General features: G+C 63.6%; 24 protein-coding genes. 9 read left to right on the forward strand and 15 right to left on the reverse strand.

Annotated features, from left to right (window positions below; all coding sequences use genetic code 11):
• The first annotated feature begins 44 nt into the window (after nucleotides 1-44).
• A complete protein-coding gene (argE, locus tag FJW07_RS09205) occupies nucleotides 45-1,202 on the forward strand; it encodes an acetylornithine deacetylase (protein ID WP_140855942.1) in 1,158 nt (385 codons plus the stop codon).
• Between the two features lie 6 nt (nucleotides 1,203-1,208).
• Here the strand turns inward: argE and FJW07_RS09210 are convergent, their stop codons facing one another.
• From FJW07_RS09210 to FJW07_RS09230, 5 genes are read right to left on the reverse strand one after another with little or no spacing between them, the layout of a single operon-like run.
• Complete coding sequence (locus FJW07_RS09210) at nucleotides 1,209-2,138, reverse strand: LysR family transcriptional regulator (RefSeq protein WP_140677000.1); 930 nt, start codon at nucleotides 2,136-2,138, stop codon at nucleotides 1,209-1,211.
• A 45-nt stretch (nucleotides 2,139-2,183) separates the two neighbouring features.
• Entirely contained in the window at nucleotides 2,184-3,674 is a 1,491-nt protein-coding gene (locus FJW07_RS09215; RefSeq protein ID WP_140855943.1) for an aldehyde dehydrogenase, read from the reverse strand.
• A gap of 22 nt (nucleotides 3,675-3,696) precedes the next feature.
• On the reverse strand, nucleotides 3,697-4,371 hold the full coding sequence (locus FJW07_RS09220) for a DUF1028 domain-containing protein (RefSeq protein WP_140855945.1): 675 nt from the start codon (nucleotides 4,369-4,371) through the stop codon (nucleotides 3,697-3,699).
• A gap of 5 nt (nucleotides 4,372-4,376) precedes the next feature.
• On the reverse strand, nucleotides 4,377-4,793 hold the full coding sequence (locus FJW07_RS09225; RefSeq protein WP_140640275.1) for a RidA family protein: 417 nt from the start codon (nucleotides 4,791-4,793) through the stop codon (nucleotides 4,377-4,379).
• Between the two features lie 35 nt (nucleotides 4,794-4,828).
• Nucleotides 4,829-6,103, reverse strand: coding sequence for an NAD(P)/FAD-dependent oxidoreductase (locus FJW07_RS09230; RefSeq protein ID WP_140651205.1), 1,275 nt, complete (start codon nucleotides 6,101-6,103; stop codon nucleotides 4,829-4,831).
• Nucleotides 6,104-6,384: 281 nt separating this feature from the next.
• On the opposite strand from FJW07_RS09230, the gene FJW07_RS09235 reads away from it, so the two are divergent.
• Both FJW07_RS09235 and FJW07_RS09240 read left to right on the forward strand, forming a co-directional pair.
• A complete protein-coding gene (locus FJW07_RS09235) occupies nucleotides 6,385-8,016 on the forward strand; it encodes an amidohydrolase (protein ID WP_140855947.1) in 1,632 nt (543 codons plus the stop codon).
• A 20-nt stretch (nucleotides 8,017-8,036) separates the two neighbouring features.
• Nucleotides 8,037-9,656, forward strand: a complete 1,620-nt coding sequence (locus FJW07_RS09240) for a GMC family oxidoreductase N-terminal domain-containing protein (protein WP_140855949.1) — start codon at nucleotides 8,037-8,039, stop codon at nucleotides 9,654-9,656.
• A 169-nt stretch (nucleotides 9,657-9,825) separates the two neighbouring features.
• Here the strand turns inward: FJW07_RS09240 and FJW07_RS09245 are convergent, their stop codons facing one another.
• The 3 genes from FJW07_RS09245 to FJW07_RS09255 form a co-directional block, all read right to left on the reverse strand.
• A complete protein-coding gene (locus tag FJW07_RS09245) occupies nucleotides 9,826-10,584 on the reverse strand; it encodes an ABC transporter ATP-binding protein (protein WP_206519473.1) in 759 nt (252 codons plus the stop codon).
• Nucleotides 10,585-10,706: 122 nt separating this feature from the next.
• The gene (locus FJW07_RS09250; RefSeq protein ID WP_140640285.1) at nucleotides 10,707-11,510 is read right to left on the reverse strand and encodes an ABC transporter permease; all 804 of its coding nucleotides are present in this window, start codon (nucleotides 11,508-11,510) and stop codon (nucleotides 10,707-10,709) included.
• Between the two features lie 190 nt (nucleotides 11,511-11,700).
• On the reverse strand, nucleotides 11,701-12,684 hold the full coding sequence (locus FJW07_RS09255; protein ID WP_140640287.1) for an ABC transporter substrate-binding protein: 984 nt from the start codon (nucleotides 12,682-12,684) through the stop codon (nucleotides 11,701-11,703).
• A 208-nt stretch (nucleotides 12,685-12,892) separates the two neighbouring features.
• Between FJW07_RS09255 and FJW07_RS31685 the strand changes: the two genes are divergently transcribed.
• Nucleotides 12,893-13,063, forward strand: coding sequence for a hypothetical protein (locus tag FJW07_RS31685; protein WP_181182601.1), 171 nt, complete (start codon nucleotides 12,893-12,895; stop codon nucleotides 13,061-13,063).
• A gap of 107 nt (nucleotides 13,064-13,170) precedes the next feature.
• Here the strand turns inward: FJW07_RS31685 and gfa are convergent, their stop codons facing one another.
• The 6 genes from gfa to FJW07_RS09285 form a co-directional block, all read right to left on the reverse strand.
• Complete coding sequence (gene gfa, locus FJW07_RS09260; RefSeq protein ID WP_140855953.1) at nucleotides 13,171-13,740, reverse strand: S-(hydroxymethyl)glutathione synthase; 570 nt, start codon at nucleotides 13,738-13,740, stop codon at nucleotides 13,171-13,173.
• Between the two features lie 66 nt (nucleotides 13,741-13,806).
• Nucleotides 13,807-14,934, reverse strand: coding sequence for an S-(hydroxymethyl)glutathione dehydrogenase/class III alcohol dehydrogenase (locus FJW07_RS09265; RefSeq protein WP_140855955.1), 1,128 nt, complete (start codon nucleotides 14,932-14,934; stop codon nucleotides 13,807-13,809).
• Between the two features lie 54 nt (nucleotides 14,935-14,988).
• Nucleotides 14,989-15,639 (reverse strand): glutathione S-transferase, encoded by a 651-nt coding sequence (locus FJW07_RS09270; RefSeq protein ID WP_140855957.1) that lies wholly within the window; start codon nucleotides 15,637-15,639, stop codon nucleotides 14,989-14,991.
• A gap of 9 nt (nucleotides 15,640-15,648) precedes the next feature.
• A complete protein-coding gene (locus tag FJW07_RS09275) occupies nucleotides 15,649-17,415 on the reverse strand; it encodes a Rieske 2Fe-2S domain-containing protein (RefSeq protein WP_140855959.1) in 1,767 nt (588 codons plus the stop codon).
• Between the two features lie 23 nt (nucleotides 17,416-17,438).
• Nucleotides 17,439-18,329, reverse strand: coding sequence for an aromatic ring-hydroxylating dioxygenase subunit alpha (locus FJW07_RS09280; protein WP_226891953.1), 891 nt, complete (start codon nucleotides 18,327-18,329; stop codon nucleotides 17,439-17,441).
• Nucleotides 18,330-18,363: 34 nt separating this feature from the next.
• Nucleotides 18,364-19,221: an aromatic ring-hydroxylating dioxygenase subunit alpha gene (locus FJW07_RS09285; RefSeq protein ID WP_140855961.1), complete on the reverse strand. Its 858-nt coding sequence runs from the start codon at nucleotides 19,219-19,221 to the stop codon at nucleotides 18,364-18,366.
• A gap of 251 nt (nucleotides 19,222-19,472) precedes the next feature.
• Here FJW07_RS09285 and FJW07_RS09290 point away from each other — a divergent pair, with 251 nt between their 5' ends.
• From FJW07_RS09290 to FJW07_RS09310, 5 genes are all read left to right on the forward strand, one after another.
• Nucleotides 19,473-20,309, forward strand: a complete 837-nt coding sequence (locus FJW07_RS09290; RefSeq protein ID WP_140643972.1) for a GntR family transcriptional regulator — start codon at nucleotides 19,473-19,475, stop codon at nucleotides 20,307-20,309.
• The gene (locus FJW07_RS09295) at nucleotides 20,306-21,400 is read left to right on the forward strand and encodes a BMP family ABC transporter substrate-binding protein (RefSeq protein WP_140643970.1); all 1,095 of its coding nucleotides are present in this window, start codon (nucleotides 20,306-20,308) and stop codon (nucleotides 21,398-21,400) included. Before FJW07_RS09290 ends, FJW07_RS09295 begins: the two co-directional genes overlap by 4 nt.
• A gap of 95 nt (nucleotides 21,401-21,495) precedes the next feature.
• Nucleotides 21,496-23,037: an ABC transporter ATP-binding protein gene (locus FJW07_RS09300; RefSeq protein WP_140643967.1), complete on the forward strand. Its 1,542-nt coding sequence runs from the start codon at nucleotides 21,496-21,498 to the stop codon at nucleotides 23,035-23,037.
• Entirely contained in the window at nucleotides 23,021-24,115 is a 1,095-nt protein-coding gene (locus FJW07_RS09305) for an ABC transporter permease (protein WP_140709154.1), read from the forward strand. The genes FJW07_RS09300 and FJW07_RS09305 overlap by 17 nt, the downstream gene beginning before the upstream one ends.
• A gap of 13 nt (nucleotides 24,116-24,128) precedes the next feature.
• On the forward strand, nucleotides 24,129-25,049 hold the full coding sequence (locus FJW07_RS09310; protein WP_140643963.1) for an ABC transporter permease: 921 nt from the start codon (nucleotides 24,129-24,131) through the stop codon (nucleotides 25,047-25,049).
• A 173-nt stretch (nucleotides 25,050-25,222) separates the two neighbouring features.
• On the opposite strand, the gene FJW07_RS09315 is transcribed toward FJW07_RS09310, so the two are convergent.
• Nucleotides 25,223-26,554 carry an aspartate aminotransferase family protein gene (locus FJW07_RS09315; RefSeq protein WP_140855962.1) on the reverse strand — a complete coding sequence of 444 codons (1,332 nt, stop codon included), beginning with the start codon at nucleotides 26,552-26,554 and terminating at the stop codon, nucleotides 25,223-25,225.
• Between the last annotated feature and the right edge of the window lie 70 nt (nucleotides 26,555-26,624).

The following is a 26,624-nucleotide window of genomic DNA, read 5'->3' on the forward strand; positions in this document are numbered from 1 at the left end:
ACGGCGCGATGTAAACAGCCGGCTGCGGCAACGGAACAAGAGATATGGATAGCACCAGGATCCTCGAAAAGCTGATCGCCTTCCCGACGGTGAGCCGCGACTCGAACCTCGACCTCATCGGCTATGCGGCGGAGCTGCTCGGAGAGAGCGGCATCGCCAGCCAGATCATCCACAGCGCGGACGGCCACAAGGCCAATCTCTTTGCCACCATCGGACCGGCCGACAAGCCCGGCATCATGCTGTCCGGCCATACCGACGTCGTTCCCGTCGACGGCCAGAACTGGACCCTGCCGCCATTCGCGATGACCGAGCGCGACGGCAAGCTTTTCGGGCGCGGCGCGGCGGACATGAAGGGTTTCGTGGCCTCAGCTCTCGCGGCCTGTCTCAAGGCCCGGAAGATGGCGCTGCGCACACCCTTGCATCTGGCGCTCTCCTACGACGAGGAAGTCGGATGTCTCGGCGTGCGCGACCTGATCGAAATGCTGAGTGCAGCGCCCCAACGGCCGCTGCTGTGCATCGTCGGCGAGCCGACCAACATGCAGGTGGCGACCGGGCACAAGGGCAAGCTTTCGGCGCGCGCTCTCTGCCAGGGACGCGAAGGCCATTCGGCGCTCGCCCCGCTGGCGCTCAACGCCATCCATCTCGGTTGTGATTTCGTGCGGGCTTTGCGCGACGAACAGGATCGGCTGGCCCGCGACGGCGCTCGCGACGGCGACTACGACATTCCCTACACGACCGTGCATGTCGGCAAGATCAATGCCGGCGTGGCGCTCAACATCGTGCCCAACCTTTGCCAGGTCGATTTCGAGATCCGCAACGTCGCCGCCGACGATGCCGCCGGCATTCTCGATAGGCTGCGCAGTGCTGCGGCGCGCATTGCCGCCGACGCCGCTTCGATCGCGCCCGAAGCGGCGATCGACATCGAGATCACCAACACCTATCCGGGTCTCGACACGCCGGCCGCTTCGGAAGCCGTCGCCTTCGTCAAATCGCTGACCGGCGCCAATAGCACCATGAAGGTCGCTTTCGGCACGGAAGGCGGCTTGTTCAGCCGCGATCTCGGCACGCCCGCCGTCGTCTGCGGACCGGGCTCGATGGCGCAGGGGCACAAGCCGGACGAGTTCGTCAGCGTCGAACAGCTGCGGCGTTGCGACGAGATGCTGGAGAGGCTGCTGTCACGGCTCGCCGACGGCTGGCCGTGATATCGCTCACTTGACGATGCGTTCGGTGCCGAAGACGCCCTGCTCGACCACGAAGCGGCGGCAGTGGTCGATGAAGGCCTGCACCGTCAGCGTGCGGTGCTCGGCGTTCGGCAGCGCGATTCCCATGGTCAGCGGCCGCAGGTCCCCCAGCAAGGGCACGAAGACCAGCAGCTTGCCGTCCGGCGACATGGTGTTGAGCGGCCGCATATTGGCGATGCCGTAGCCGAAGCCATTGGCCACCATCGAACGCATCACGGCGATGTCGCCGGTGCGCTCGGCGATCCTGGGCCTCAGGCCCTGGAAAGCCGAGAGGAAATATTCGCGGCTATAGGGCAGATCGAGCAGCACCATCGGCTCGTCGACCAATTCCTCGGGCGTGATGCCCGCCCTCGCGGCCAGGCGATGCGCGGCCGGCAGCATGACATAGGCCGGCAGCTGCATCAGCGGCTCGAACGTCATGTCCTGCGACAATTCGAGATCGTAGGTCAGTGCTGCGTCTATTTCGCCACGCTGTAGCATCTCGAACAATTGCCCCTGGTTGCGCTCGAACTGCCTGACGCGCACATCCGGATAGGCGTCCTCGAATTTCCGGCGCAGCGCCGGCAGCACGATCTGCGCGAAGGTCAGCAGGCAGCCGATCGCCAGCGGTCCGCGCACTTTTTCCGCGATATCGCCGGCAATGTCATGCAGCGCATCCGCATCGTTGAGCAGGCGCGCGGCTTCCTTGAGGAACAGGCGCCCGCCCGCCGTCAGCGCCAGGGCATGCGAGTGCTTGCGCACGAAGAGCTGGACGCCGAACTCCGCTTCGAGCTGGGCGATCGAGGCCGAGATCGAGGGCGGCGAGACATTGACCTGCTCGGCTGCCTTGGCAATCGAACCAGCCTCGCCGACGGCGACGAAGTACTCGAGTTGTCTGAGTGTGAAGCGGAGCGGCATGGTCCTATGTTGCCGGTTTGCACCCGGTGATCAAGGTCACGGTCCTCAGTACTTGATCCAGGTGGTCTTCAGCGCCGTGTATTTGTCGAGCGCGTGCAGCGACAGGTCGCGGCCGAAGCCGGACTGCTTGAAGCCGCCGAAGGGCGTCATCGGGCTCAGCGCATCGACGGTGTTCACGGAAACCGTGCCCGCCCGCAGTCTTTCCGCGATGCGGTGCGCCCGCGACAGGCTGTCGGTCCAAAGCGATGCCGCCAGCCCGTAGACGCTGTCATTGGCAATCCGGAGCGCCTCGTCTTCGGTGTCGAAGGCGATGACCGACAGCACCGGGCCGAATATCTCGTCGCGGGCAAGCGGATCCTCGGGCGCAACATTGTCGAAGATGGTGGGCTGCACGAAGCTGCCGCGCCCGTCGACCGAGATCCGGCCGCCGCCCGTAACCAACCGGGCCGACTTCCTGCCGCCATCGATGAAGCGCATGACGGTCGCGGCGTGCCGCGCGTCGACCATCGCCCCCATCCTGGATGCCGGATCGAGCGGGTCGCCGGGTTGCGTTGCCGCCGCACGCTCGGCCAGCTTCTCGACCAACGCATCCTTGATGCCGCGTTCCACCAGAAGCCGGGAATTGGCCGAGCACACCTGGCCCTGGTTGAAGAAGATGCCGAAGGCGGCCATATCGGCCGCCGCGTCCAGGTCCGCGCAATCCGCGAACACCAGATTGGGGCTCTTGCCGCCGGTCTCCAGCCAGATCTGCTTCATGTTCGACTGGCCGGAATATTGCAGGAACAGCTTGCCCACGGCGGTCGACCCGGTGAAGGCGAGGCAATCGACGTCCATGTGCCGGCCAAGCGCCTGGCCGGCCGTCTCGCCGAGGCCGGGCACCACGTTGAGCACGCCGGCGGGCAGGCCCGCCTGCATGGCAAGCTCCGCCAGCCTGAGCGCCGAGAAAGGCGATTGCTCGGCCGGCTTCAGCACCACCGAATTGCCCGCCGCCAGCGCCGGCGCGCATTTCCAGGTCGCCATGTCGAGGGGGAAATTCCACGGCACCACGGTACCCACGACGCCAAGCGGCTCGCGTCGTACCAGTGCCAAGTCGCCATGGCCGGTCGGCGCCACCTCGTCATAGACCTTGTCGATCGCCTCGGCATACCACTGGAAGATCGCCGCCGAGCCCGGCACGTCGATGGTGGCCGCGTCCTTGACCAGCTTGCCCATATCCAGCGATTCCAGCAGCGCCAGCTCCGGCAGGTTCTCGCGCAGCAGCTCCGCCAGCCTGAGCAGCACCTGCTTGCGATGCGCGGGGGCCGTTCGCGACCACATGCCGGCCTCGAAACTGCGCCGGGCCGCGGCGACGGCCAGATCGATGTCTTCTTCTCCGCAGGAGGCGACCTCGGCGAGCGTCGCTCCCGTGGCCGGATTGATGCTGGCAAAGGTTCGGCCGGAGCGCGCCGGCACGGCCTTGCCGTCGATGAAGGCTTTGTCGCGAAAACGGATCGCCGACGCCTTGCCGACCCACTCCTTGTGGCTGAGTTCGCTCATGCTGACTCCAGAACTGGCCGGACTATTCGTCACCGGGGACGCCGTAGCTCGGCGCGCCGGACGGGTTGAGGGCGCGGGTCACGTAGGCATCGAGCTGGGGCTTGTAGATGTCCCACAACGTTGCCAGCTGCTCGATCGGGCAGTCCTCGGTCCAGTCACAACGCAGGTCGGCAACGGGCCAGGAGACATCGCGAACCAGCTTCATGCCGGCGGAGCGGACTGGCCCCGCCTCGCCGCCTGCTTTGAGCGCGGCGCGCATCGTGGCGATCAGCCGATCGCCGAGATCGCCTTCGGAGGCAAGGAAGGCGTCGACCATGGCACGCGGGATGCCGTCGTTTGCAAGCAGGTTGCCGCCGCAGGCCACGTCCTCGCCGCGCGCCTCGGCCCAGATGCCGAGCGCTTTCGGCCCGGAGTGGATCGCGCTGACCCCCGCGGCGTCGACAGCCAGTATCTGCCGGTATTCGATAAAAGCGTCCGTGCGCTTCAGGATCGCGACGGCCTCCGTGGCCGAGGCGCTGCGCGCCATCAACTCAAGCGCCCGTGGCCCGAGAGTCGGGTCGGTGACGTTCTGGCTGGCGACCGCGCCGACGCCGGCCTGCGCGTAGGCGCAACGCGCCGCGACCGCGGGAGACGACGATGACACCGCGACGCCGAACATGCCTGTGCGCCGGCACCGTGCAACGATGGAAAAGGTCATGGCGTTCAGTCCGGGATGACGGCGGTGCCGTCGATCTCGACCAGCCATTCCGGCCGCGCCAAGGCCGATACGACCAGCCCGGTGGAAACCGGATGGACGCCCTTGATGTACTCGCCCATCGTCCGGTAGACGGCTTCGCGATGGCGGACGTCGGTGATGTAGATAACCACCTTCACCAGATGCTCCATCGTGCCGCCGCATTCCTCGATGAGCTGCCTGATGTTCTGCATGACCTTGTGGGTCTGTTCGACCGGATCGTGGCTGTCGATGTTCTTCGCCGTATCGAGGTCCTGCGGGCACTGCCCACGCAGATAGACGGTCCGGCCGCCACGCGTGACGACCGCCTGGCAGAGATCATTGTCGAGCTTCTGCTCGGGATAGGTGTCCTTGGTGTTGAATTTGCGAATTCGCGTATGCGCCATCTTGGTCTCCATAAGGGTCGGGCTCGCAGCTTTGGTTAGGCGTCCACGGGCTCGCGGGTCGCGGCGGCGTGATAGGCCAGATATTTGCGCTGCGTCGAAATACGGTCGGCCACATGCTTGGCATCGTGCCAGACGCCCCATATGAAGCTCGACCCTCTTCGCGACTGCCAGGGCAGTCCCAGGAAGTAGATCCCGGGCTCGACCGAGACGCCGCGCTGATGCCTTGGCCGGCCCTTCTCGTCGAAAGCGTCGACCTTCAGCCAGCTGTAATCGACGGCAAAGCCCGTTGCCCAGATGATCGTCGCGACCCCGGCCTCGGCCAGGTCGAGTTCGCGAATCGGATTGGTCACGCAGTCCGGATCAGGGTCGATCTTGCGCAGAGCGGGTTCTTCCGGAAGGTCGAGACCGTTGCGGGCAACATAGGCGTCGGCTTCGTCCAGCAGCGACATCAGATTGGCGTCGCCGCGGGCAATGTTCTTTGCAAGGTCCGGCGCGAAAGTCATCACGCCGTCCTGGTATGTCTTTGTCATGCCGACAAGCGTAAGCCCCTGCGCGGCCAGGCGGCGGAAATCAATCGTCTCGCCGCCGCGAGCGCCGCTGACCGCGATCGTGACATGTTCCGTGCCGGGTCCCGGGGTCTCCAGGTCCCATTTGCCGAGAACGCCCAGCCACCAGCAGAAGTCGCGGCCGCGATAGGCGCGCGGCGGGCGATCGTGCGGACCGACCGAGAGATAGACGCGCCTGCCTGAGCGCTGCAGCTCGTCGGCAATCTGCACGCCTGAGGATCCCGCGCCGACCACCAGCACCGCACCCTTTGGCAGCTGCGCCGGGTTGCGGTAGGCGCTGGAGTGGATTTGCAGGATGCCGGCATCCGCAGGAACGACGGGCGGGATGACGGGGACCTGGAAAGGTCCGGTCGCGGCAACAATGCTGTTGGCTTCGATCACGCCATCCGACGTCTCGACGCGAAATCCCGGACGGCCGACATTTCTCTGCACGAGCTTGACCTCCACGCCACAGCGAATCGGCGCGTTGATCTGCTTTGCATAGGCGACGAAATAGTCGGCGACCTCCTCCTTGGAAGGAAAGCCATCGGGGCCAGTCACGGGAAACTCCATGCCCGGAAACCGGTCATGCCAGGCCGGACCGTTGGCGACCAGGGAGTCCCACCGCTGCGAGCGCCAGCGTTCGGCGATCCGGCCGCGTTCGAGGACAAGATGAGGCACCCCGCATTTGCTCAGGTGCTCGCTCATCGCCACCCCGGCCTGGCCGCCACCGACGACGAGCGTGTCTACCTTCTCAACCGACATATCCACGTCTCTTTCGATAGGGCTTTCGCCGCTGCGATGGAGGTCCGGTTTGCTTTTAGTGACGGGCTGGCGGAGCGAAAATTATGATTTCATGTGTCAGTGCTTAGCTTATCCCTAAACGCTGGAAGGGGATCACCGAGGGGCATCCAATTCCCGGCTCCGGACATCGGGAAAAGCTTAGGCGGACCCTAAGCAAGGGTGCTGGAAAAAATAATTCTTGCGCCTTGGATTTGGTGGTTCCCTGCGTCACCCGCATCAGAGCGACGACCGCTGAGAGTGAAATGGCGCGAGAGACCCTTTATACAAACGGCGCGCTATACACGGTCGATGCGGCGAATCCCACCGCTGAGGCGATGCTGGTTCGCGGCGACCGCGTCGTTGCTGTCGGCTCTTGGTCCTCCGTCAGGGCGCAGGCCTCCGCGAATGCCGAAATCATTGATCTCCAGGGTCGGTTCGCAATGCCGGCCTTCATCGACTCCCATGTCCATTTTGCCTGGGGGAGCAAATATCTCGATGAAGTACGGTTGCGCGAGGCAAACACCTTTGGCGACGTCCTCGCCCGGTTGAAGGCCTATTCGCAAACCCATCCCGACCGCGCATGGATCGTGGGCAGCGAATTCAGTTACGGCTACCCCGATCTCCCCGAAGGCGGCTTCCACAAATCGCTTCTCGATCAGGTTGTTGCCGATCGCCCCGTTTTCTTCCGCTCCGGCATGGCGCACGCGGCCTGGGTGAACAGCAAGGCGCTGGAACTTGCCGGCATCACACGGGACACGCCCGACCCCGAAGGTGGCAAGATCGTGAGAGACGCGAGCGGCGAGCCGACCGGGTGGTTGAAGGAGAAAGCGTGGTCCCAGTTTGAAACTTTGGTCCCCCAATCTTCGAAATCCGATATGCGAGCGGCGCTGCTCTCCGCCATCAAAGAAGCAAGCCGTTTGGGACTGTCGCGGGTTCAAAGCGCCGGGATGGACGACGAAGCGGTCCCCTTGCTGGCAGAGATATTCGCGAATGGCGAGCTAAGCCTGCGGTTCACGCTTTCGAGCATTGCAAACCCGGATTCGAACCTCGACGAGGTGATTGCGCGCGTGTCCGGATGGAGGGGTGACCTCGACCCAGACTTTCTCGATGGGCGTGTCATCAAATTCTTCCTGGACGGCGTGCTGGAATCCCACACCGGCTTCATGCCCCAGGGCTATGCCGACAAACCGGGCGAAACCGGAACATGCCTGTGGAAAGCGACCGCCTACAACGCGGCCGTCAGCCATGCGCAGCAGGAAGGATTTCAGGTCTGGACACACGCGATCGGGACGGGGGCCATCGAAATGGCCCTCGACGCATACGCCGCGGACGGGGAACGCTCGCGGCAGCGCCGGCCGCGGGTAGAGCATTGCGAAATACCCACCGCGCGCGACATCGAGCGTTTTGGTGAGATAGGAGCGATAGCCAGCTTCCAGCCCGCCATGATCTATCCACGAGACCAATGGCTCGGGATGGAAGGACTTTGGGAAATGCGTGTCGGCCCGGGATCTCTTCCGCGGGCCTTTCCTGTTCGCTCCATCATCGAGGCCGCGGGCGCCGTCGCGTTCGGAACTGACTGGCCCATCGTCGACCTCAATCCACTCGTCGGCATTCGCAATGCGGTGTTGCGCCAGAGCCGGGATCACCAGCCGGAAGCCGGCTGGGTCCCTGAGCAGAGGATCACCGTCGCGCAGGCGGTTCATGCCTATACGCTGGGGGCGGCCTTTGCCTGCCACCGGGAAAACGACGAGGGCAGCTTGGCGGCGGGAAAGCTCGCCGACTTCATCGTCCTTTCCGATGATCCGCTGCAGGTCGAGCCGGACAGAATCGCGGACATCAAGGTGCTGAAAACGATCGTCGGCGGCAGATCGGTCTGGGACGAACCGGCGGCTTGAGGCCGCGTCTTGGGGGTTGGATGGAAGCGGCTGAATTTGACTACATCGTAGTCGGCGCGGGTTCGGCCGGTTGCGTGGTCGCCAATCGGCTGAGCGCCGATCCGTCGGTCAAAGTGTGCCTGATCGAGGCCGGCGGCAGCGACAACAGCCTGCGGGTCAAGGTGCCGGCGGGCATCCTCTCGCTCTACGGCAACCCGGCCTACGACTATTGTTTCGTCGGGGTGCCGCAGCCTGAGCTCAACAACCGCCGCATTCCGGTCAATCGCGGCAAGGCGCTGGGCGGATCGAGCTCGATCAACTCGATGGTCTATATTCGCGGCGCCGCCGAGGACTATGACGAGTGGGCCGCGCTCGGCTGCGCCGGCTGGGCCTATCGCGACGTGCTGCCGGTGTTCAGGAAACTGGAACGCAATCTGCTCGGACAGGACCCGCGCTATCATGGCGGCGACGGCGAATTGCTGGTCGACAATCCGCGTGATCCGAACGTGCTTTCCAGCATGTTCGTCAAGGCCGGCAGGAACGCCGGCCTGCCCGCCAACGCGGACTTCAATGCCGAAAGCCAGCTCGGCCTCGGCATCTACAACGTCACGCAAGATAGGGGTCAGCGCTTCAGCAGCTTCAGTGCCTTCATGCGCCCAGTGCTCGACCGCAGGAACCTGACGCTGCTCAGCCAATGCGAGGTGATCGACCTCGTCATTGCCGAAGGCCGCGCCACGGCAATGCGCGTGCGGCACGAGGGCCAGCAGAAGACGCTCTCCGCAAACCGCGAGATCGTGCTCTCGGCCGGCGCCATCAATTCGCCCAAGATCCTGATGGCGTCCGGCATCGGCCCCGCAGCCGAGCTCCGGCAGATCGGCATCACGCCGGTTCTTGATCTGCCGGGTGTCGGCAAGAACCTGCAGGACCATGTCGACGGCATGATCACGGTGCGCTCCAGGAGCACCAGGACGCTCGGCTTGTCGATCGCCAACCTGCCCCGTATCGCGGCGGCACCCTTCCAGTATTTCGCGCGCCGCAAGGGTATGCTCACCACCAACTATGTCGAAGCCGGCGGCTTCGCGAAGACCAGGCACGCGAACGGCTTTCCCGACATCCAGTTCCACTTCGTGCCCGGCTATCGCAGCCATCGCGGCAGGCTGATCGAATACGGCCACGGCTACGCCATTCACACCTGCGTGCTTCGGCCGAAAAGCGTGGGCGAGATCAAATTGTCGCGCGACAGTTCCCGCCGGGACGTCCTGATCGACCACCGCTTCTTCACGCATGACGACGACGCCATGGTGCTGGTCGAAGGCATCAAGATCGCGCGCCAGATTTTTGCCTCGCCCGAGTTCGACGCGGTGCGCGGCAAGGAGATGCTGCCGGGCAAGGATGTCCGCAGCGACGACGAGATCCTCGCCTATCTGCGCGCCGAGGCGCTGACGGTTTATCACCCCGTCGGAACCTGCAAGATGGGAACCGACGATATGACTGTCGTCGATCCGGCGACGCTCAAGGTGCGCGGCGTGGACGGGCTCCGGATCGCCGATGCCTCGGTCATGCCGAAGCTGATCGGCGGCAACACCAATGCGCCAAGCATGATGATCGGGCAGAAGGCTTCGGAGATGATCCTCGGCTCGGCGCATCGCGGCCAAAGGTAGAAGATCGCCTCGGCCTTTGACGTTTGAGGGCAGTTCAGCGTTTGCACGCAGGACTGCCCCCAACTGTTTGTGATTGCTTGAGATTGCTCTTAAAGCGCGTCACGCGCTTAAGTCTCTGTCTATGGATGTCATTCGCCCAAAACCGCCGCGCGCTTTTGGGCGACATGCATTAGTGATCCTCGTCGATCTCGTCGTGCAGGAGGCCGAGGATGCGGCGCTTGAGCGCGATGAAGTCGGGTTCGAGGATCACGTCCATCGAGCGCGGCCGCGGGATGTCGACCTTGATCTCGGCCTTGATCTTGCCGGGCCTAGCCGTCATCACCAGAACGCGATCGCCGAGCACCAGCGCCTCGTCGATGTCGTGGGTGACGAACAGCACCGTTTTCTGCTGCCGCTCCCAGACTCGCAACAGCAGTTTCTGCATGGTGCCGCGCGTCTGGCTGTCGAGCGCGCCGAACGGCTCGTCCATCAAGAGGACCGCCGGATCATTGGCGAGCGCGCGGGCGATCGCCACGCGCTGCTTCATGCCGCCCGAGAGCTGCGCCGGATAATGGTCGGCAAAGGGTGCCAGGCCGACCTCGTTGAGATACTGGTCGACGATCTGCTTGCGCTGCTCCGCCGGCAGGCCCTTGCGCTTGGGTCCATATTCGATGTTGGCGCGCACCGTAAGCCAGGGAAACAGGGTGTAGCTCTGGAACACCATCCCTCTGTCGGGGCCGGGTTCGATCACTTCCCTGCCGTCCACCTTGATGGTGCCGGAGGTCGCGTCATTGAGGCCGGCGGCGAGATAAAGCAGGCTGGATTTGCCGCATCCCGAAGGGCCGACGATGACGCAGAATTCGTTCCTGGCCACCTTCAGCGACACATCGTCCAGCGCCAGAACGCCGTTGGCGTCGCCATAGCGCAGCGTCACGTCCTCGATGGCCATCGTGGTGCCGGTTGAATGCGGATCGCCGGCCGCATGGGCCGTGCCGGCCGGAATGTTCGCCTTGACGATTTCGGTCATCACTACCCTTGATCCGGCTGCGGTTTGCGAGGATGCGTTCAACATCAAGGTGCCCATGGCGCGACCCTTGCCCGGAGAATGCGGAATGCGGTGTCGGTGATCAGGCCGAGAAGCCCGATCGCGGCGATCGCCATGAAGATCACATCGACCTGGAAGCCGCGCATCGCCTTGAGGCTGATATAGCCGAGGCCGCTCGACGCCGCGACGAGCTCCGCCACGACGAGATATGTCCAAGCCCAGCCCATGGTGACGCGAAGCGTATCGAGTATCGAGGGAAGCGCGGCAGGGAAAATGACGTGCCACACCGCCTCCGAGCGCTTGGTGCCCAGAGTGTAGGAGGCATTGACCAGGTCCCTGGATACGCTGCGCGCGCAGTCGGAGATCATCACGAGTTGCTGGAAGAAGGTGCCGAAGAAGATGACCGCGATGCGCTGCTCGATGCCGATGCCGATCCAAAGGATGAACAACGGCACGAAGGAGGTCACCGGCAGGTACCGGATGAAATTGACCAGCGGCTCCAGCGGTGCCTGCACCGCCCGGTAGGTCCCCATCCACAGTCCCAGCGGCACCGCGATCACCGAGGACACGATGAAGCCCAGGATGACCACCTTGGCGCTGGTAAGCGTGTGGTAGAAAAGGCTGCCGTCCAGCGACATGCGATAGGTCGTTTGCAGCACGGTTCCAGGCGTCGGCAGGAACATGTTCGGCACGACGCGGCCATAGGACAGCAAGGCCCAGCCGCCGATCACGACCACCCACATCGCCAGCGCGAGTGTCGTTGCCGTGCTGGCGGGGATGTTGGCGAATGGGGTCGTCAGGCGTGTCCACGCCGTCCGCCTTTGTGCCATAAGATGGCCTCCGTTGATTTAGAGCAATTCCACCAAAAGCGAGGGCGGCTTTCCGTTCGGAATTGCGTCAAAACAAGTAATAGAGATGTTCGCCGTTTCGGTGAAACGGTGAACCGACCCAGGCGCGAAGCTCAGGCGTTCGAGAAACCGGGATCGGCCCGGGCGGGCCGACTCCGGCTATCCCGAAGGCTCACTGTTCCTTGATGAAATCGGTGTCGAGGATGGTCTTCGAGTCGATCGTCATCTTGAGCTTGCCGGCCTTGCCCCAGATGTCCTGCGCGAAGTTCACCAGGTCGGACGCTTCGCTTTTCTCCGGCGTGCCGAAGAATTCCAGGTTGCGGGCGCGGTCGTAGTAGCGCACGCCCTGGGCGCCGGCCGCGAAATCCTCGGGCTTCTCGAGATAGCCGCCAATGCCCTTGGCCATGATCTCATAGGCCTTTTCCGGGTTGGTCTTGATGTAGTCGACCGCCTTGTAATAGCCCTTGATGAGGGCCTTCACATCCTCGGGGTGCTTCTCGATCAGGTCGCATTTGAGCGCGATCACATCGACGATCAGGCCAGGCGTGGTCGTGGAATCGATCAGCACCTTGCCCTTTCCGCCCTTGCGGACTTCGGTGAGGTGCGGCTCCCAGGTCACGGCGGCGGGAACCTGGCCGGCGATGAAGGCGGTCGCCGCATCGTCGGCGGTCATGTTGGTGACGCTGACATCGTCCTCGGTCATGCCTTCCTTTTTCAGGAGCACGTTGAACCAGAATTCGGAAACAGAGCCCTCGTTCAAGGCGACGGGCTGGCCTTTCAAATCCTTGAGCGATTTGACGTCGGCCTGCGTGACGACACCGTCGCCGCCATGGCTGTCGTCAAGCGCCACCACGTATTTGAAGCAGAGCTCGTCCGAGCGGTACTTCATCAGTTCGTCGACGGTGGAGGCGGCGCCGTCGAGATCGCCGCCGGCCACCGCCGCCATGTAAAGCGCTGATTCTTCGATGACTTTCAGGTCGACATCGACGCCGGCTTCCTTGAAGTAGCCAAGGTCGCGAGCAAGAAACAGCGGCCCGTAGCCCACCCAGGTGGTCATGCCGAGGCGAATGGCGCCGGCGTTGGCGGGAGCGGCAAGCCCCAGGCCCAGCAGGCCCGCGCTGACCGCGGTCATCAGGCAATTTCGAAATGTCTTCATTGTCGTGGTTCCCCTATGGCTGTTACCGGCATCGACCTCGTTCGAGTGGCGTATGCCAGGCTGTCGTTTCGGCAGCCGCTCTCTTGTTATGCGTCGCCCTCCCAGGCGGGCCTTGTTCTAGGTCCCGCAAGAGAGCATCCGGGCCGGATCGCAAAAAGAAGTCTTTTTCTGTCCTTTGCTTCGCCGAAACCGAAGCAGCGGACCCTGCATGGTTGACGCGCTTGAATTGACGGCGCCGGCGACCGCGGTTCCGATGGCGCCGGCAGATGCGCCAATGACCGTGGACGGCTTGCTGACCAAAGAGATTGTAGCGGTAGGGACGCTCGCCCGATCGAAGGCGCTCTCGACCATCGGGAAATCGACGGCGGCGCCAGGATGAGTGGCAAATTCAGGCGCTTTGGGGCACTGTCGAGGGGTGCGGCCTCGTCGGCCGCAACCCGGAGATTTTCGGCGCGATCGCCACGCCTCTCGACGTGGCAACGCGGACTATGCCGCCAAGGCGCCCGACTTCTTGGCGGTCCAGGTGGCGATATAGTCCATCAGGCCGGGGCTGAGGCAGTCATAGGGCTCCAGCCCGATCGACTTCAGCTGGCCACGGATGCCGTCCATGCGGCTTGGATCGACACCGGATTCGATGATCGAGGAGACGAAGGCGGTGAAGCCCGGCGGCGACCAGCCGTCCTCCTCGAAGCGCTCGGGATGGATGAAGGACAGGCCCTTGAAGGGATGGTCGCGCTCGACCGGGCCGTACATGTGGACGCCGCAGCTTGTGCAGGCATGGCGCTGGATGAGGGCCGAGGGATCGACCACCTTCAGCTTGTCGCCGTTCTCGGTGACGGTGACGTCGCCGCTGCCGGCAACGGCCACGACCGAGAAGATGGCGCCGTCCGGCTTCCAGCATTTGGTGCAGCCGCAGGCATGGTTGTGGGCGATCTGGCCCTTGACCTTCACCTTCACCGGATTGCTGGTGCACAGGCAGACCAGCGTGCCGCCGGCAAAGCTCGCGCTCTCCCTCGGCAGGCCATTGTCGATCTTCGGATGCAGTTTTTCAGGCATGAGTTCCTCCCTTGTTGAACCTGTGCAACTTCAGTCGCTGGCCATAGGTCGGCGGCTTGTTTTTCCTCAGTAAACCACGACGCTGCGGATCGACTTGCCCTCATGCATGAGGTCGAAGCCCTTGTTGATGTCCTCCAGCTTCAGCGTGTGGGTGATCATCGGATCGATCTGGATCTTCTTTTCCATGTACCAGTCGACGATTTTTGGCACGTCGGTGCGGCCGCGCGCGCCGCCGAAGGCGGTGCCCATCCAGCTGCGCCCGGTGACCAGCTGGAACGGCCTGGTCGAGATCTCCTGGCCGGCGCCGGCAACGCCGATGACGACCGACTTGCCCCAGCCGCGATGCGAGGCCTCCAGCGCCTGGCGCATCACCTTGGTGTTGCCGGTGCAGTCGAACGTGTAGTCGGCGCCGCCGATCTGGTCGGCGCCGCGCTTGGTCAGGTTGACCAGGTAAGGCACGACGTCGCCGTCGATCTCCTTCGGATTGACGAAATGCGTCATGCCGAACTTCTCGCCCCAGGCCTTCTTGTCGTTGTTCAGATCGACGCCGATGATCATGTCGGCGCCGGCAAGGCGAAGCCCCTGGATGACGTTCAAGCCAATGCCGCCGAGGCCGAAGACGACGGCCGTCGCCCCCTGCTCGACCTTGGCGGTGTTGATGACGGCGCCGATGCCGGTCGTCACGCCGCAGCCGATGTAGCAGATCTTGTCGAAGGGGGCGTCGGGATTGACCTTGGCCACCGCGATCTCGGGCAGCACGGTGAAGTTGGAGAAGGTCGAGCAGCCCATGTAATGAAACAGCTTGTCCTTGCCCATCGAGAAGCGCGAGGTGCCGTCGGGCATCAAGCCCTGGCCCTGCGTGGCGCGGATGGCGGTGCACAGATTGGTCTTGCGCGACAGGCAGGACGGGCACTGCCGGCACTCGGGCGTATAGAGCGGGATGACATGGTCGCCCTTCCTGACCGAGGTGACGCCCTTGCCGACATCGACCACGATGCCGGCGCCCTCATGGCCGAGGATCGCCGGAAACAGCCCTTCCGGGTCGGCGCCCGACAGCGTGAACTCGTCGGTATGGCAGATGCCGGTCGCCTTGATCTCGACCAGCACCTCGCCGTCGCGCGGGCCTTCGAGGTCCACCTCCATGATCTCAAGCGGCTTTCCGGCGGCAACGGCAACGGCGGCACGCGTTTTCATTTCTTCCCTCCCGAATTTGCTTGCCGAGGCGAGTGCCCGGCCTGTGACTGAAACTTAGGCCGCGGCCCTGGCGGGCCCGGCGGGGAACACGCCCGACATGACGATAAAACCCTTGATGCGCTTCACGCGATCGCACCAGCGGCGGATCGCCGGATAATCCTGACGTGGAATACCGCCCTCTTCCGACAGCATGATGTAGGGGAAGCAGGCGATGTCGGCGATCGTCGGATGCGCGGCCGAGCAGATCCACTGGCGGCCTTCCTGCTCGCCGAACCAGAGATGTTCGTCGAGAATGCGGAACAGCCTGTGCGCGCCGGCGCGCGCGGCATCGACGTCGAAATCGTAAAACAGCGCATCGTGGAGGCGCGCGGCCGATGCAGTCCCGGTGATGCCGTCGGCAAAGGCCAGCCATTGGCTGATCTCGCCGACCAACGCCGGATTGTCCCTCGGGTACCACGTGCCGGACGGATCGTATTTCGACGCCAGATACACCAGGATCGCCTGGGCGTCGCGCAGGATCAGCCCGTCATCGTCGATGACCGGCAACTGACCGAGCGGATTGAGCTTCAGGAACCATTCCGACTTGTGCTCGCGCCCGGGGTAGAAGTCGACGGGCACCGTCCTATGGGTCATGCCGAGGAAGCTCATCAAGAGCCGCAATTTGTAGCAATTTCCCGACAGCTCGTAGTCGTAAAGCGTGATCATAATTAGCCCCTAGATGTCGAGCACGAGGCGGGCCGACTTGGCGCGCGAGACGCAGGTCATGATCTTCGTTCCGGCTTTGCGCTCGGCGTCGTTCAAATAGACGTCCTGATGGTCGGGCTCGCCTTCGATCACCGTCGCCACGCAGGTGCCGCAGGCGCCCTGCTCGCAAGAGGAGGGCACGTCGATGCCGCTCTCGCGCATGACTTGCAGGATCGTGTTGCCGGCTGGAACCTGCAGCGTGACGCAGGAGCGTGCGAGCGCCACTTCGAAGCTCGAACTGTTGTCGATCTTGTTGGTGTTCTTGAAATACTCGAAATGCACGGCGCTGTCGGGCCAGCCCTGCTCGGCCGCCATCTTGCGCGCGGCCTCCAGCATCGGGCCGGGGCCGCAGATATAGAGGTGCATGCCGTTCCGGTAACCGGCCAGCACGCGGCGGAGTTCGGCGCCGGTCGCGTCCGGCGACAGGCCAAGATGCGGCCTCAGCGTGTCGCCAAGCAGCTTCAGCCGATCGGCGAAGGCGAGGTGCTCCTCGCCTTGCGCGAAATAATGCAGCTCATGCGTCAGCTCCTGGTTCTTGAGCGCCTGCGCCATGGCCAGCAGCGGCGTGATGCCGATGCCGCCGGCGACAAATATCGTCTTGATGGCATCGCGGCGCAGCGGGAAATTGTTGCGCGGCTCCGAGATCGCCAGGACGTCACCTTCGCGCACGGTCTCATGCATGCACTTCGAGCCACCCTTCGAGTCGCGCTCCAGCTTGACGCCGATGGTGAAACTGTCGGTCTCGCCGGGTCCATTGGTGATCGAATACTGGCGGATCTCGCCATTGGGCATGTGGATGTCGATATGCGCGCCCGGTTGGAAGGTCGGCAGGATGCCCTTGACCGGACGCAGCTCGAAACCCGCGATGCCGTCGGCGGCCTGCCACTTCCGGGCCACTGTGACGCGCAGCGCAGCCTTGCGGCCATGCGCAGTCAGTTCCGGCATTTCGGCAAGCTCGGCCGAGACCCTTTCATAGACCGGTTCGATCGGCGCGGGTGCCGGCGCGTTAGCGACGTCGCGCTCGACCTCGTCGCGCAGTTTTGAAAGCCGTTCATTGTGATGCCGCAGCACGGCGATGCGCGCGGCCCCTTCAGCGTCCCGGTCGAGCACGCCGCGAATGACGGAACGGTTGGAATCGACTGGCTGGACGAAGAAGATGCCAACCGTCTCGGCGCCTCCGTCGCGCGAGCGAAGCGCCACGGCAAAATCCTGGCTGGCCTCGACGGTGGTTTCGGCGCCATCGCCATCGATCGCCCCACTGGGCTGGAAGCGATAGGCCTTCAGCGCTTGCGCGATCTTGCCGGCCGGCGCATTGACCGGAATGCCACGCAACGCGAGCAGCTTGCCCTCGGCGAGGCCCGCGACATCCGGCACCTCGCCCAGCGCCTCTTCCGACGACCAGATCAGCCCGTAGCGTTCGACCGCCGGATAGGTGCGGTTGGTGATGGTGCGAGCCGGCGCATCGGCAGGGTGCGCAGGGATGTAGGTGCAGCCGGCGGTACGGTTGGAATAGCGCCAGCCATGATACTGGCACTTCAGCTCGCGACCGTCATTGATGCCGATCGACAGCCTGACGCCGCGATGCAGGCAACGGTTCTCCCAGATGTTGACATAGCCGTCATCGGCGCGCCAGACCGCGAACTCGCGACCGAGCAACTGGCCGTGGAACACATGGCGGAACGGCAGGTCATGGGCAGCGGCGATCGGATGCCACCGGCTTCGGGCTTCTTCCAACATCAATCGTCTCCAAAATGTCCTGGTCAGGCCGCCGCGGGTATGACCCCGTAGGTCACTCCCTTCTGGCTGAGCCAACGCCGGTAGGCGATCGCCGACTTGTCGGCGCGGATCGGGGTTTCGGCGCGCGGATCGAGCGGCAGACGCTTCGGCACCTGGTTTTCCAGGATCGGCTTGTCCTGGCCGAAGATCGTCTGCTGGAAGCGCTTGATCACCTTGTCTTCGCTGTTCTCGTCCAGCACGCAAAGAAGCATGTGGGCGCGTACATGCTCCTGGTCGACTGGCTGCAGGAAGATGGCGATCACATCGCGCCGGCTCTCGTCGACCGGGCTCGATTTATAGAGCACCGAGCAATAGGGATGCGGCACGCGGTAGACATAGTCGACATCGGCGCCGCCGTCCGAGGCGGTCGAGGCCATCGGCTGGAAGAAGCGGCAGCGGGTCGCCAGAATCTCGTCGCGGTCGACCGAAATCTCGACATCGTATTCCTTGACTTCGGTATGCGGTTCGGCGCCGAGGATATCGGTGTGGACATATGGAAAATGGCCCATGTCGAGAAAGTTCTCGATGGCGCGCGGCGCCGAGACGTTGACGCCGAAGGTCGCGGCGTTGAGCCGGCGCCGGTCGGGCTCGGCATATTCGGGAATCGGGAAGAGGTCGGCCGAAGGCTCACCCAGCGAGGTCCAGACATAGCCATAGGCGCTTTTCGCCGGCAGCCTATCGGGCGCCGCTACGTGGTCGGCCCGGCGCAGGTCTGGCCGCGAGCGCCAGACCACCGGCTCACCACTCACGTCGACCGAAAAGCTGAGGCGCTCCTCGAGCAGTACCGTCTGCTGGACGGAGCCGGGGACAGCCTCGGCGATCGCACCAATCGGATGCCAGAGATTGAGCACCACAGGGTCCGTGCATTTCGTCATAATGTCTTTCCTTTGCATGCAGCGGACATCGTGATCAGGCTCGCGCCGGTATGGCGCCGTAAGTGACGGAGCGATCGCGCAGCCACCGCCGGTAGGAGACCGAGACGGCATCGGCGCGGATCGGTGTCTCGGCGCGCGGATCGAGCGGCAGGCGCCTGGGAACCTGGTTCTCGAGGATCGGCTTGTCCTGCGCGAAAATCAATTGCATGAAGCTACGCACGGTCGCCGCCTCCATGCCTTCCTTGAGATAGCAAAGATATGGATGCGCGATGCAGTTCTCTTCGTCCACCGGCTGCACGAAGAGCGTGATGACGTCGAGCCGGTGCTTCTGGATCGGGTTGCTCTTGTAGAGCGCCACCGTATAGGGCCGGATTACCTTGTAGATGTAATCGACGACGAAACCTTCCTTGGCGGTGGGCGAAGCAACGGGCTGATAGAATTTGCACTCGGTCGCCAGAACCTCGTCCTGCGCAGTGATCTCGACATTGTAAGGCGCCACTTCGGTGTGCGGCTCCTCGCCCAGCCATCCGGTGTGAACGAAAGGGAAGTGGCCCATGTCGAGGAAGTTCTCGACGGCACGCAGGCCGGACACCTTGACCGCGATCGATCCACCACTGACGAGGTGACGATCCGCTTCATTGGCCTCTGGAATGTAGACGATCTCGCGCCAGGGCTTGTCGAGGCATGCCCAGATGAAGCCATAACGTTCGGCTGAGTTGACGACGGCGCCATTATCGGCACGGACGACCTCGGCCTTGTTCACGCGCTTACGGACGACCAGGTCGACGCCGAGCAGCCTTGTCGGAAATGGCATATCCGCGGAGAGCGATTCCTGGTCGGCGACGATATGCCAGTCGTTCAGAAGCTCCCGGTCGACGCAGTGGGTAGCCATCGGCATCCCTTCCAACTCGGCTAGCCCTTCACCATGAACCTAGCCCGGCGTTTCGACATAACGAAAACACAAGATTGGATATCAATCAACGATTTTTCGTCAGCCAAAGCGTATTTTTGTGTTGACAGATTTCGATGATTGACTTCCGATGTATGGAATTCTGAATTTGAGATATGTCGCATCGCGACGGGGCATGTCTTCACTACGGAAAGCCTGCTGATCATGTCCTCGAACTCGCGGAGAACCGCGCCTTGAGCAGCCGTTCCCAGACGATAGCGGATATCCTGACGCGCGCCATCATCGACCATCGGCTGGTACCCGGCTGCAAGCTCGGCGAGCGCGAGCTTTCCGAAATTTTCGACGTCAGCCGCATCGTCGTGCGCCAGGCCCTGATCCGGCTCGCCGATGACGGGCTGGCGCAGATCGAGCGCAATCGCGGCGCCTTCGTCGCCAAGCCGAGCATGCAGGAAGCGATGGAGATCTACGACGCGCTGACGCTTGTCGAACAGGGCGTCGCCGCCCAGCTCAGCGATCGCCTCGGCCCCGCTGGATGGGCTGAGCTGCGTCAGCATGTCGAACGCCAGCGCCAGGCTGTCACCGCCGGCAACGATGCGTTGGCCGACGTGCTCGGCCAGGAATTCCATTCGGTCTTCGTGCGCCTGAGCCGCAACAAAGTGATGCAGGAAATCCATGCCCAGCTCGTGCGCCGTACGACGCTGCTACGCTCCTTGATCACGGCCGATTTCGACTATTGCAATCTGCTCGACGACCACTCACGCGTCGTCGACCTTCTCGAAAAGGGCCGGCTGAAGCAGGCCATGGACCTGATCGACACCCATCACCGCGCGGTGGTGCGCGGCTACATCATGGATCGCGAAGTCTATGCGGAAATGACGCCGGCCGAGGCGCTAGCGCCCTATCTCGACGGCAGGGTCGACGGCGCGGCTCCGATCGCGCCGCGAGCGCCGACACACCAATCCGGCAATGGCGACGGCACGGCGCACGTGCATGTCCATCTCCCCAAGCAAGATCCGGCACCGAAAAGCCGGGCGTCAACCAAAAAAGCCAACAGAGGGTTACAATCATGAACGAGCTGACCAGACGTGGATTCCTGAAATACAGTGGCGCGCTGGGTGCGGCACTTGGCACCGGAGGACTGAGCACCATCGCCAGGGCCGATGACGTGCTCAAGATCGGCGTCGTCTATGTCTCGCCGATCGCCGAGATCGGCTGGACCAAGCAGCACAGCCTCGGCGTCGAGGCGATCAAGTCCGAATTCGGCGACAAGGCGAAACTCACCGTCATCGACAATATCTTCATGCCGCAGGATGCGGAGCGCGTCTTCCGCGAGCTTGCCAGCGCCGGCAATCAGTTGATCTTCGGCACCAGTTTCTCGCATGGCACGCCGATGCAGAAGGTGGCACCGCGCTTCCCCAAGATCGCTTTCGAGCATTGCTCGGGCATCGTCCATCTCGCCAATCTCGGCACCTTCGAAGCCAAGTATTATGAAGGCACCTTCGTCGCCGGCGCGGCGGGCGGCTACATGTCGAAGTCGGGCAAGATCGGCTTCATCGGCGGTTTCCCGATCCCCGACATCGTCGGCCCGGCCAACGCGCTGTTGCTCGGCGCCCAGAGCGTCAACCCGAACGCCACCTGCAACGCCATCTTCCTCAATTCCTGGTTCGATCCGGGCAAGGAGAAGGAAGCCGCCAAGACACTGCTTTCCCAGGGCTGCGACGTCATCTGCTCGATGACCGACACGGCGACCGGCGTGCAGGTCGCCGGCGAAGGCGGCGCGTGGTCGATCGGCTACGCCAGCGACATGTCGAAATTCGCTTCCGGCAAGCAGCTCACCTCCTTCGTGCTCGACTGGACCAGCGACTATGTCGGCGCCGCCAAGGCTGTAGCGGCGGGCAGCTGGAAACCGGAAGTGCGCTGGGACGGACTGGCAGCGGGCGTGGTCAAGATGGCGCCCTACAATGAAGGCATACCGGCCGACACCAAGACCAAGCTGAAGCAGCTCGAAGCCGATATCGGCAGCGGCAAGGTGCATCCTTATGGCGGCGAGCTGAAGGATCAGGACGGCGCCGTCAAGGTCGCGGCCGGATCGGTGCTCGACGACGACAGCATCCGTGGCATGAACTGGTTCGTCAAGGGAATGATCGGCAAATTGAGCTGATCGCATTCGAAGAAAAGGGGGGCGTCGAACGGCAATTTCCGGCGTCCCCCGTCTGGTTCCCGTCCAACCCCGCTGCAAGCCCGGCAGGACCCGCCATGCATCCGCGACTAGAATTGCGCAACATCTCAAAGCGCTATCCCGGCGTCGTCGCCAATGACGACGTCTCGCTGTCGATTCAACCCGGCGAGATCCATGCGGTGCTCGGCGAAAACGGCGCCGGCAAATCGACGCTGATGAAGATAATCTACGGAGCGGCGCAAGCCGATTCCGGCGACATCTATTGCGACGGCAAGCTTATCGCGGCGCATAATCCGGCGACGTCGCGCGCGCTCGGCATCGAGATGGTCTATCAGCATTTCGCATTGTTCGAGTCGGTCTCGGTGGTCGAGAACATCGCGCTGTCGGCGAGCAGCGCCTTCCACTTGCCTTCGCTTGCCGAAAAGATCCGCGAGCTTTCGCTGCGCTACGGCATGCCCATCGACCCGTATCGCCAGGTGCATGACCTGTCGGTCGGCGAGCGGCAGCGCGTCGAGATCGTGCGCTGCCTCTTACAGGCGCCAAAACTCCTGATCCTCGACGAGCCGACCTCGGTGCTGACGCCGCAGGCCGTGGTCAAGCTGTTCGACACGCTACGGCAGCTCTCGGCCGAAGGCTGTTCGATCGTCTATATCAGCCACAAGCTCGACGAGGTGCAGGAACTCTGCGACACCGCGACCGTGCTGCGCAACGGCAAGGTCACCGGCACCGCGCGGCCGAAGGAAACGACCTCGCTGGAGCTTGCCCGCATGATGGTGGGTTCCAGGCTGCCGGAAATGCATGTCAGCCCCGCCATTCCCAGCGACAGGCCGGTGCTCGAGGTCAGAAATCTTTCAGCCGACGCACGCGACCATTTCGGCGTCGACCTTAAGGATGTCTCCTTCAACGTGCATGGCGGCGAGATCGTCGGCCTGGCGGGAGTCTCCGGCAACGGCCAGGCCGAGTTGATCGCGCTGCTCAGCGGCGAGCGCCGGCATGGCCAAGGCGACGCGATCAAAATCAACGGAGCGCCGGCCGCCACCTTGCGGCCCGACGAGCGCCGCAAGCTCGGCCTCGCCTTCATTCCCGAGGAACGGCTCGGGCGCGGCGCCGTGCCGTCGCATACGTTGTGGGAAAACGCCGTGCTGACCGCCCATCGCTTCGGCACGGTCCGCAAGGGTCTCGTCGACCGCCGCAAGGCCGCCGCCTTCGCCGCCGGCATCATCGACAGGTTCAAGGTCAAGGCCAATGGCCCCGGCTCGACGGCGCAGAGCCTGTCCGGTGGCAATCTACAGAAATTCATTGTCGGCCGCGAGATCGCGCTGGCGCCAAAATTGCTGCTCGTCTCGCAGCCGACCTGGGGGGTCGATGTCGGGGCAAGCGCCTTCATCCGCCAGACCATCGTCGACCTGAGCCGCGCCGGCGCCGCGGTGTTCGTCGTTTCGGAAGAACTCGATGAACTGTTCGAGATCTGCGACCGGCTGTTCGTCATCTGCCAGGGTCGCGTATCGCCGCCGCTGGCGCGCACCAGCACCGACCGCGAGGAGATCGGGCTGTTGATGACCGGCCGGCCCATGGGCCAGAACAAGACTGGGAGCAGCAGCGTTGCGCATCAGGATTGAACAGAGGCCGGAGCCTTCCGCCACGATGCGCATCGCCGCGCCGGTTCTGGCGTCCGTCCTGACGCTGATCGTCGGCTCGGTCTTCTTCGCCTCGCTCGGGCATGATCCGCTGCCGACGCTCTATGCCTTCTTCATCGAGCCGCTGAGCTCGATGAATGGCCTCTCGGAATGGTTGCTGAAAGCCTCACCGCTGATCCTGATTGCCTGTGGACTGGCGATCGGCTTTCGCGCCAATGTTTGGAACATCGGCGCCGAGGGGCAATTCACGATGGGCGCGATTGCCGCGAGCGGCGTCGGCCTGTTCTGGCCGAACCCGGACAGCGCCCTGCTCTTGCCGCTGATGTTCCTGGCCGGGATGGCCGCCGGGATGGCCTGGGCGGCGATCCCCGCCTTCCTGCGCTCGCGCATGAACACCAACGAGATCCTGGTCACGCTGATGATGACCTATATCGCGACGCTGTTCCTGTCCTATCTGGTGCATGGACCATGGCGCGATCCCGCCGGCTTCAACTATCCGCAGACGGCGCTTCTGCCGGCGGCCGCGATGTTTCAGTCCTTCGATCCGGCCTACCGGGTGAACTCCTCGATCTTCATCACTGTCGTCGCCGTGCTTTTGATGTGGCTGTTCGCCGACCGCAGCTTCCTCGGCTACAAGATGTCGGTCAGCGGCGCGGCCCCGCTCGCCGCTCGCTATGCCGGCTTTCGCGAGTCGGCTGCGGTGTGGATCGGATTGCTGGCTGGCGGCGCCGCGGCAGGCATTGCCGGCATGGCGGAAGCTGCCGGACCGCTCGGACAGCTTTCGCCGCAGATTTCGCCCGGCTACGGCTTTGCCGCCATCATCGTCGCCTTCATCGGACGTCTGAATGCCTTCGGCATCGTGCTCGGCGGGCTGTTGATGTCGCTGCTTTTCCTCGGCGGCGAAGGCGTGCAGATGACGCTTGCCCTGCCCTCGGCCCTGACGCGCATCTTCCAGGGCATCCTGCTGTTATTCCTGCTCGCAGCCGACTTCTTCATTTTCTATCGCATTCGCCTGGTGCGGCCAGCCCCTGATGCGCATGCGCCCGAGACGGCGCGATAGCGGGAGACATCGGATGGAACTCTTCATCGCCATCTTCACCGGCACCATCATCGCCGCCACGCCGCTGATCTTCGCCGCACTCGGCGAGCTCGTGGTCGAGAAATCCGGCGTGCTCAATCTCGGCATCGAAGGCATGATGCTGATGGGTGCGGCGCTTGCTTTCTGGGCGGTCACGGCCGGCTATCCGATGCCCGTTGCAATCCTCGCCGGCGCGCTGGCCGGCGCTGCCGCCTCACTGCTCTTCGGCGTGCTGGCGCTAACTTTTCTCACCAACCAGTATGCCGCCGGCTTGGCGCTGGCGATCTTCGGTTCCGGCGTGTCGGCATTTATCGGCCGCGGCTTCGGCAGCGATCCGATCGAAGCGCTGCATGGCGTCAGCATTCCCATCCTCTCCGAACTGCCGGTGCTCGGCCCGCTGCTCTTCCGCTTCGATCCGCTTGTATACCTGGCACTCTTGATGTTCGTGGCGATCAGTTGGTTCCTTTATCGCACCAAGGCAGGCCTCATCCTGCGCACGATCGGGGAATCGCCGCAGACCTCCCACGCCATCGGCTATCCAGTGATCCGGATCCGCTACATGGCGGTGCTGTTCGGCGGGCTGATGGCAGGCCTCGCCGGCGCCTATCTGTCGGTCGCCTACACGCCGCTCTGGGTCGAGAACATGACCGCGGGCAAAGGCTGGATCGCCTTGGCGCTGGTGGTCTTCGCGACATGGCGGCCGCTGCGCGTTCTGCTCGGCGCCTGGCTATTCGGCGGCATGACGATCCTGCAACTCCAAGGACAGGCTCTAGGTCTTCAGGTCCCATCCGAACTGCTGTCGGCCCTGCCTTATCTGGCGACGATCGTGGTGCTGGTGCTGATCTCGCGTAACCGCCAGATATTGGCGCTGCATTTTCCAGCCTCGCTGGCAAAACCGTTTCGACCGGCCGGTTGAGGCCCGCCCTTCGCACGTTGTTGCCAGCGATTGCCGCACGCAATGTCGGTGAGCTTTTTCGTCATCCGGGGGCCCGCGCTATGTTCAGCAGGTCACGTCAACAAGATCGAGAAAATTGACCAACGGGACCCAAATCATTTCATCCAAATCTCGCTATTGACGCCAAGAGCGGGTCAGCAAGATGTCGCCATGCGGAAGCTGCGCACGAAGCTGTCCACCACATTGTCGAGGTCGGCCATCGACAGGCAGAGCGGCGGGCACATTCTGATGACGTTGCGGTACGGACCCGAGCGGCTGGCGACGAGGCCCTGACGCCGGGTTTCCTCGAAGACCTGCAAGGTTGCTTCGGGCGCCGGCTCCTTCGTTGCGCGGTCCTTCACCAGCTCGATGGCGAGCATCAGGCCTTGTCCCCTGACGTCGCCGATCAGCGGGAAATCTTTCTTTAGCTCCTGAAGCCTTTCCTTCAGCGCGCCGCCGACCTTGGCGGCATTCTCCTGGAGCCGCTCGTCGCGCATCACCTTGAGCACCGCGCGGCCTGCCGCGCAGGCGACGGGATTGGCGCCGTAAGTGTGGAACAGGAACTTGTCGGCCATGGACTCCGCGACGGCGCGCCTGGCAATGACGGCGCCGAGCGGAATGCCGTTACCGACACCCTTGGCGACGACGACGATGTCGGGAACGACGCCATGCGATTCGAACGCCCAGAAGGCATCGCCAGTGCGTCCGACGCCGGACTGCACCTCATCGATGATGCAGACGCCGCCCGCCGCCCGCACGCGTTCGAAAGCGCCGGCGATGTAGCCGGCAGGCATCGGCACGATGCCGCCATAACCCTGCACCGGCTCGATGATCATGCCGGCCAGCCGGCCGCTGGTCGAGCTGGATATGGCGCGCTCGACCTCGTTCAGATATGGCTGCACGCCTTCGCCGTGGACGCCGCGATACTGATTGGGCTCGGCTACGAACGTCACCCCGCCAAGTTGCGGCACCTGATGACGAAAACCGGCTATGCCTGTTACCGACTGGGCGCCGAATGTGGCGCCGTGATAACTTGAGCCGAGCGCCAGCATATCGATGCTGCCGGTGTGCGAGCGCGCCATCAGCAAGGCAAGGTCGATCGCTTCGGCGCCGCTGTTGGTGAAATGCACGACCCAATCGTGACCGGCCGGCATCGTCGCCACCAGTTCCTCGGCGTATTGGGCGGGAACCGGATGGTAGAACATCGTCGTGCAATGCGTCAGCTCGCTCACCTGCTCGGTGGCGGCCTTGACCACCTGCGGATGGGCGTGGCCGACCGAGATGCACAGGTTCATGCCGAGCAGGTCGATGTATTGGCGGTCCTTCTCGTCCCAGACATATTGACCCCTGCCGCGCTTGAGGATCAGCGGTTCCTTATAGGGAACGAATTTGCGCTGCGAGGCCGAATAGAAGCGGTTCCGCCGATCGACAATCGCCTCGGTCGACCAGTCGATGTCCAGACTTGAATGGACGTGCGGAGCGTTCATGCCGTATCTCCAGTGTTGCGAATTCCGGAGATTGAAAACACGGAATGCGTGGCGCGCACACCGGCAAAGC

The organism is Mesorhizobium sp. B3-1-9, from assembly GCF_006439595.1.
Classification (GTDB): domain Bacteria; phylum Pseudomonadota; class Alphaproteobacteria; order Rhizobiales; family Rhizobiaceae; genus Mesorhizobium.

Bases quoted from the DNA above. Each gene is read 5' to 3' on its own strand.
- argE (WP_140855942.1), top strand. From the start codon at position 45: ATGGATAGCACCAGGATCCTCGAAAAGCTGATCGCCTTCCCGACGGTG.
- FJW07_RS09210 (WP_140677000.1), bottom strand. From the start codon at position 2,138: ATGCCGCTCCGCTTCACACTCAGACAACTCGAGTACTTCGTCGCCGTC.
- FJW07_RS09215 (WP_140855943.1), bottom strand. From the start codon at position 3,674: ATGAGCGAACTCAGCCACAAGGAGTGGGTCGGCAAGGCGTCGGCGATC.
- FJW07_RS09220 (WP_140855945.1), bottom strand. From the start codon at position 4,371: ATGACCTTTTCCATCGTTGCACGGTGCCGGCGCACAGGCATGTTCGGC.
- FJW07_RS09225 (WP_140640275.1), bottom strand. From the start codon at position 4,793: ATGGCGCATACGCGAATTCGCAAATTCAACACCAAGGACACCTATCCC.
- FJW07_RS09230 (WP_140651205.1), bottom strand. From the start codon at position 6,103: ATGTCGGTTGAGAAGGTAGACACGCTCGTCGTCGGTGGCGGCCAGGCC.
- FJW07_RS09235 (WP_140855947.1), top strand. From the start codon at position 6,385: ATGGCGCGAGAGACCCTTTATACAAACGGCGCGCTATACACGGTCGAT.
- FJW07_RS09240 (WP_140855949.1), top strand. From the start codon at position 8,037: ATGGAAGCGGCTGAATTTGACTACATCGTAGTCGGCGCGGGTTCGGCC.
- FJW07_RS09245 (WP_206519473.1), bottom strand. From the start codon at position 10,584: ATGGCCATCGAGGACGTGACGCTGCGCTATGGCGACGCCAACGGCGTT.
- FJW07_RS09250 (WP_140640285.1), bottom strand. From the start codon at position 11,510: ATGGCACAAAGGCGGACGGCGTGGACACGCCTGACGACCCCATTCGCC.
- FJW07_RS09255 (WP_140640287.1), bottom strand. From the start codon at position 12,684: ATGAAGACATTTCGAAATTGCCTGATGACCGCGGTCAGCGCGGGCCTG.
- FJW07_RS31685 (WP_181182601.1), top strand. From the start codon at position 12,893: ATGGTTGACGCGCTTGAATTGACGGCGCCGGCGACCGCGGTTCCGATG.
- gfa (WP_140855953.1), bottom strand. From the start codon at position 13,740: ATGCCTGAAAAACTGCATCCGAAGATCGACAATGGCCTGCCGAGGGAG.
- FJW07_RS09265 (WP_140855955.1), bottom strand. From the start codon at position 14,934: ATGAAAACGCGTGCCGCCGTTGCCGTTGCCGCCGGAAAGCCGCTTGAG.
- FJW07_RS09270 (WP_140855957.1), bottom strand. From the start codon at position 15,639: ATGATCACGCTTTACGACTACGAGCTGTCGGGAAATTGCTACAAATTG.
- FJW07_RS09275 (WP_140855959.1), bottom strand. From the start codon at position 17,415: ATGTTGGAAGAAGCCCGAAGCCGGTGGCATCCGATCGCCGCTGCCCAT.
- FJW07_RS09280 (WP_226891953.1), bottom strand. From the start codon at position 18,329: ATGACGAAATGCACGGACCCTGTGGTGCTCAATCTCTGGCATCCGATT.
- FJW07_RS09285 (WP_140855961.1), bottom strand. From the start codon at position 19,221: ATGGCTACCCACTGCGTCGACCGGGAGCTTCTGAACGACTGGCATATC.
- FJW07_RS09295 (WP_140643970.1), top strand. From the start codon at position 20,306: ATGAACGAGCTGACCAGACGTGGATTCCTGAAATACAGTGGCGCGCTG.
- FJW07_RS09300 (WP_140643967.1), top strand. From the start codon at position 21,496: ATGCATCCGCGACTAGAATTGCGCAACATCTCAAAGCGCTATCCCGGC.
- FJW07_RS09310 (WP_140643963.1), top strand. From the start codon at position 24,129: ATGGAACTCTTCATCGCCATCTTCACCGGCACCATCATCGCCGCCACG.
- FJW07_RS09315 (WP_140855962.1), bottom strand. From the start codon at position 26,554: ATGAACGCTCCGCACGTCCATTCAAGTCTGGACATCGACTGGTCGACC.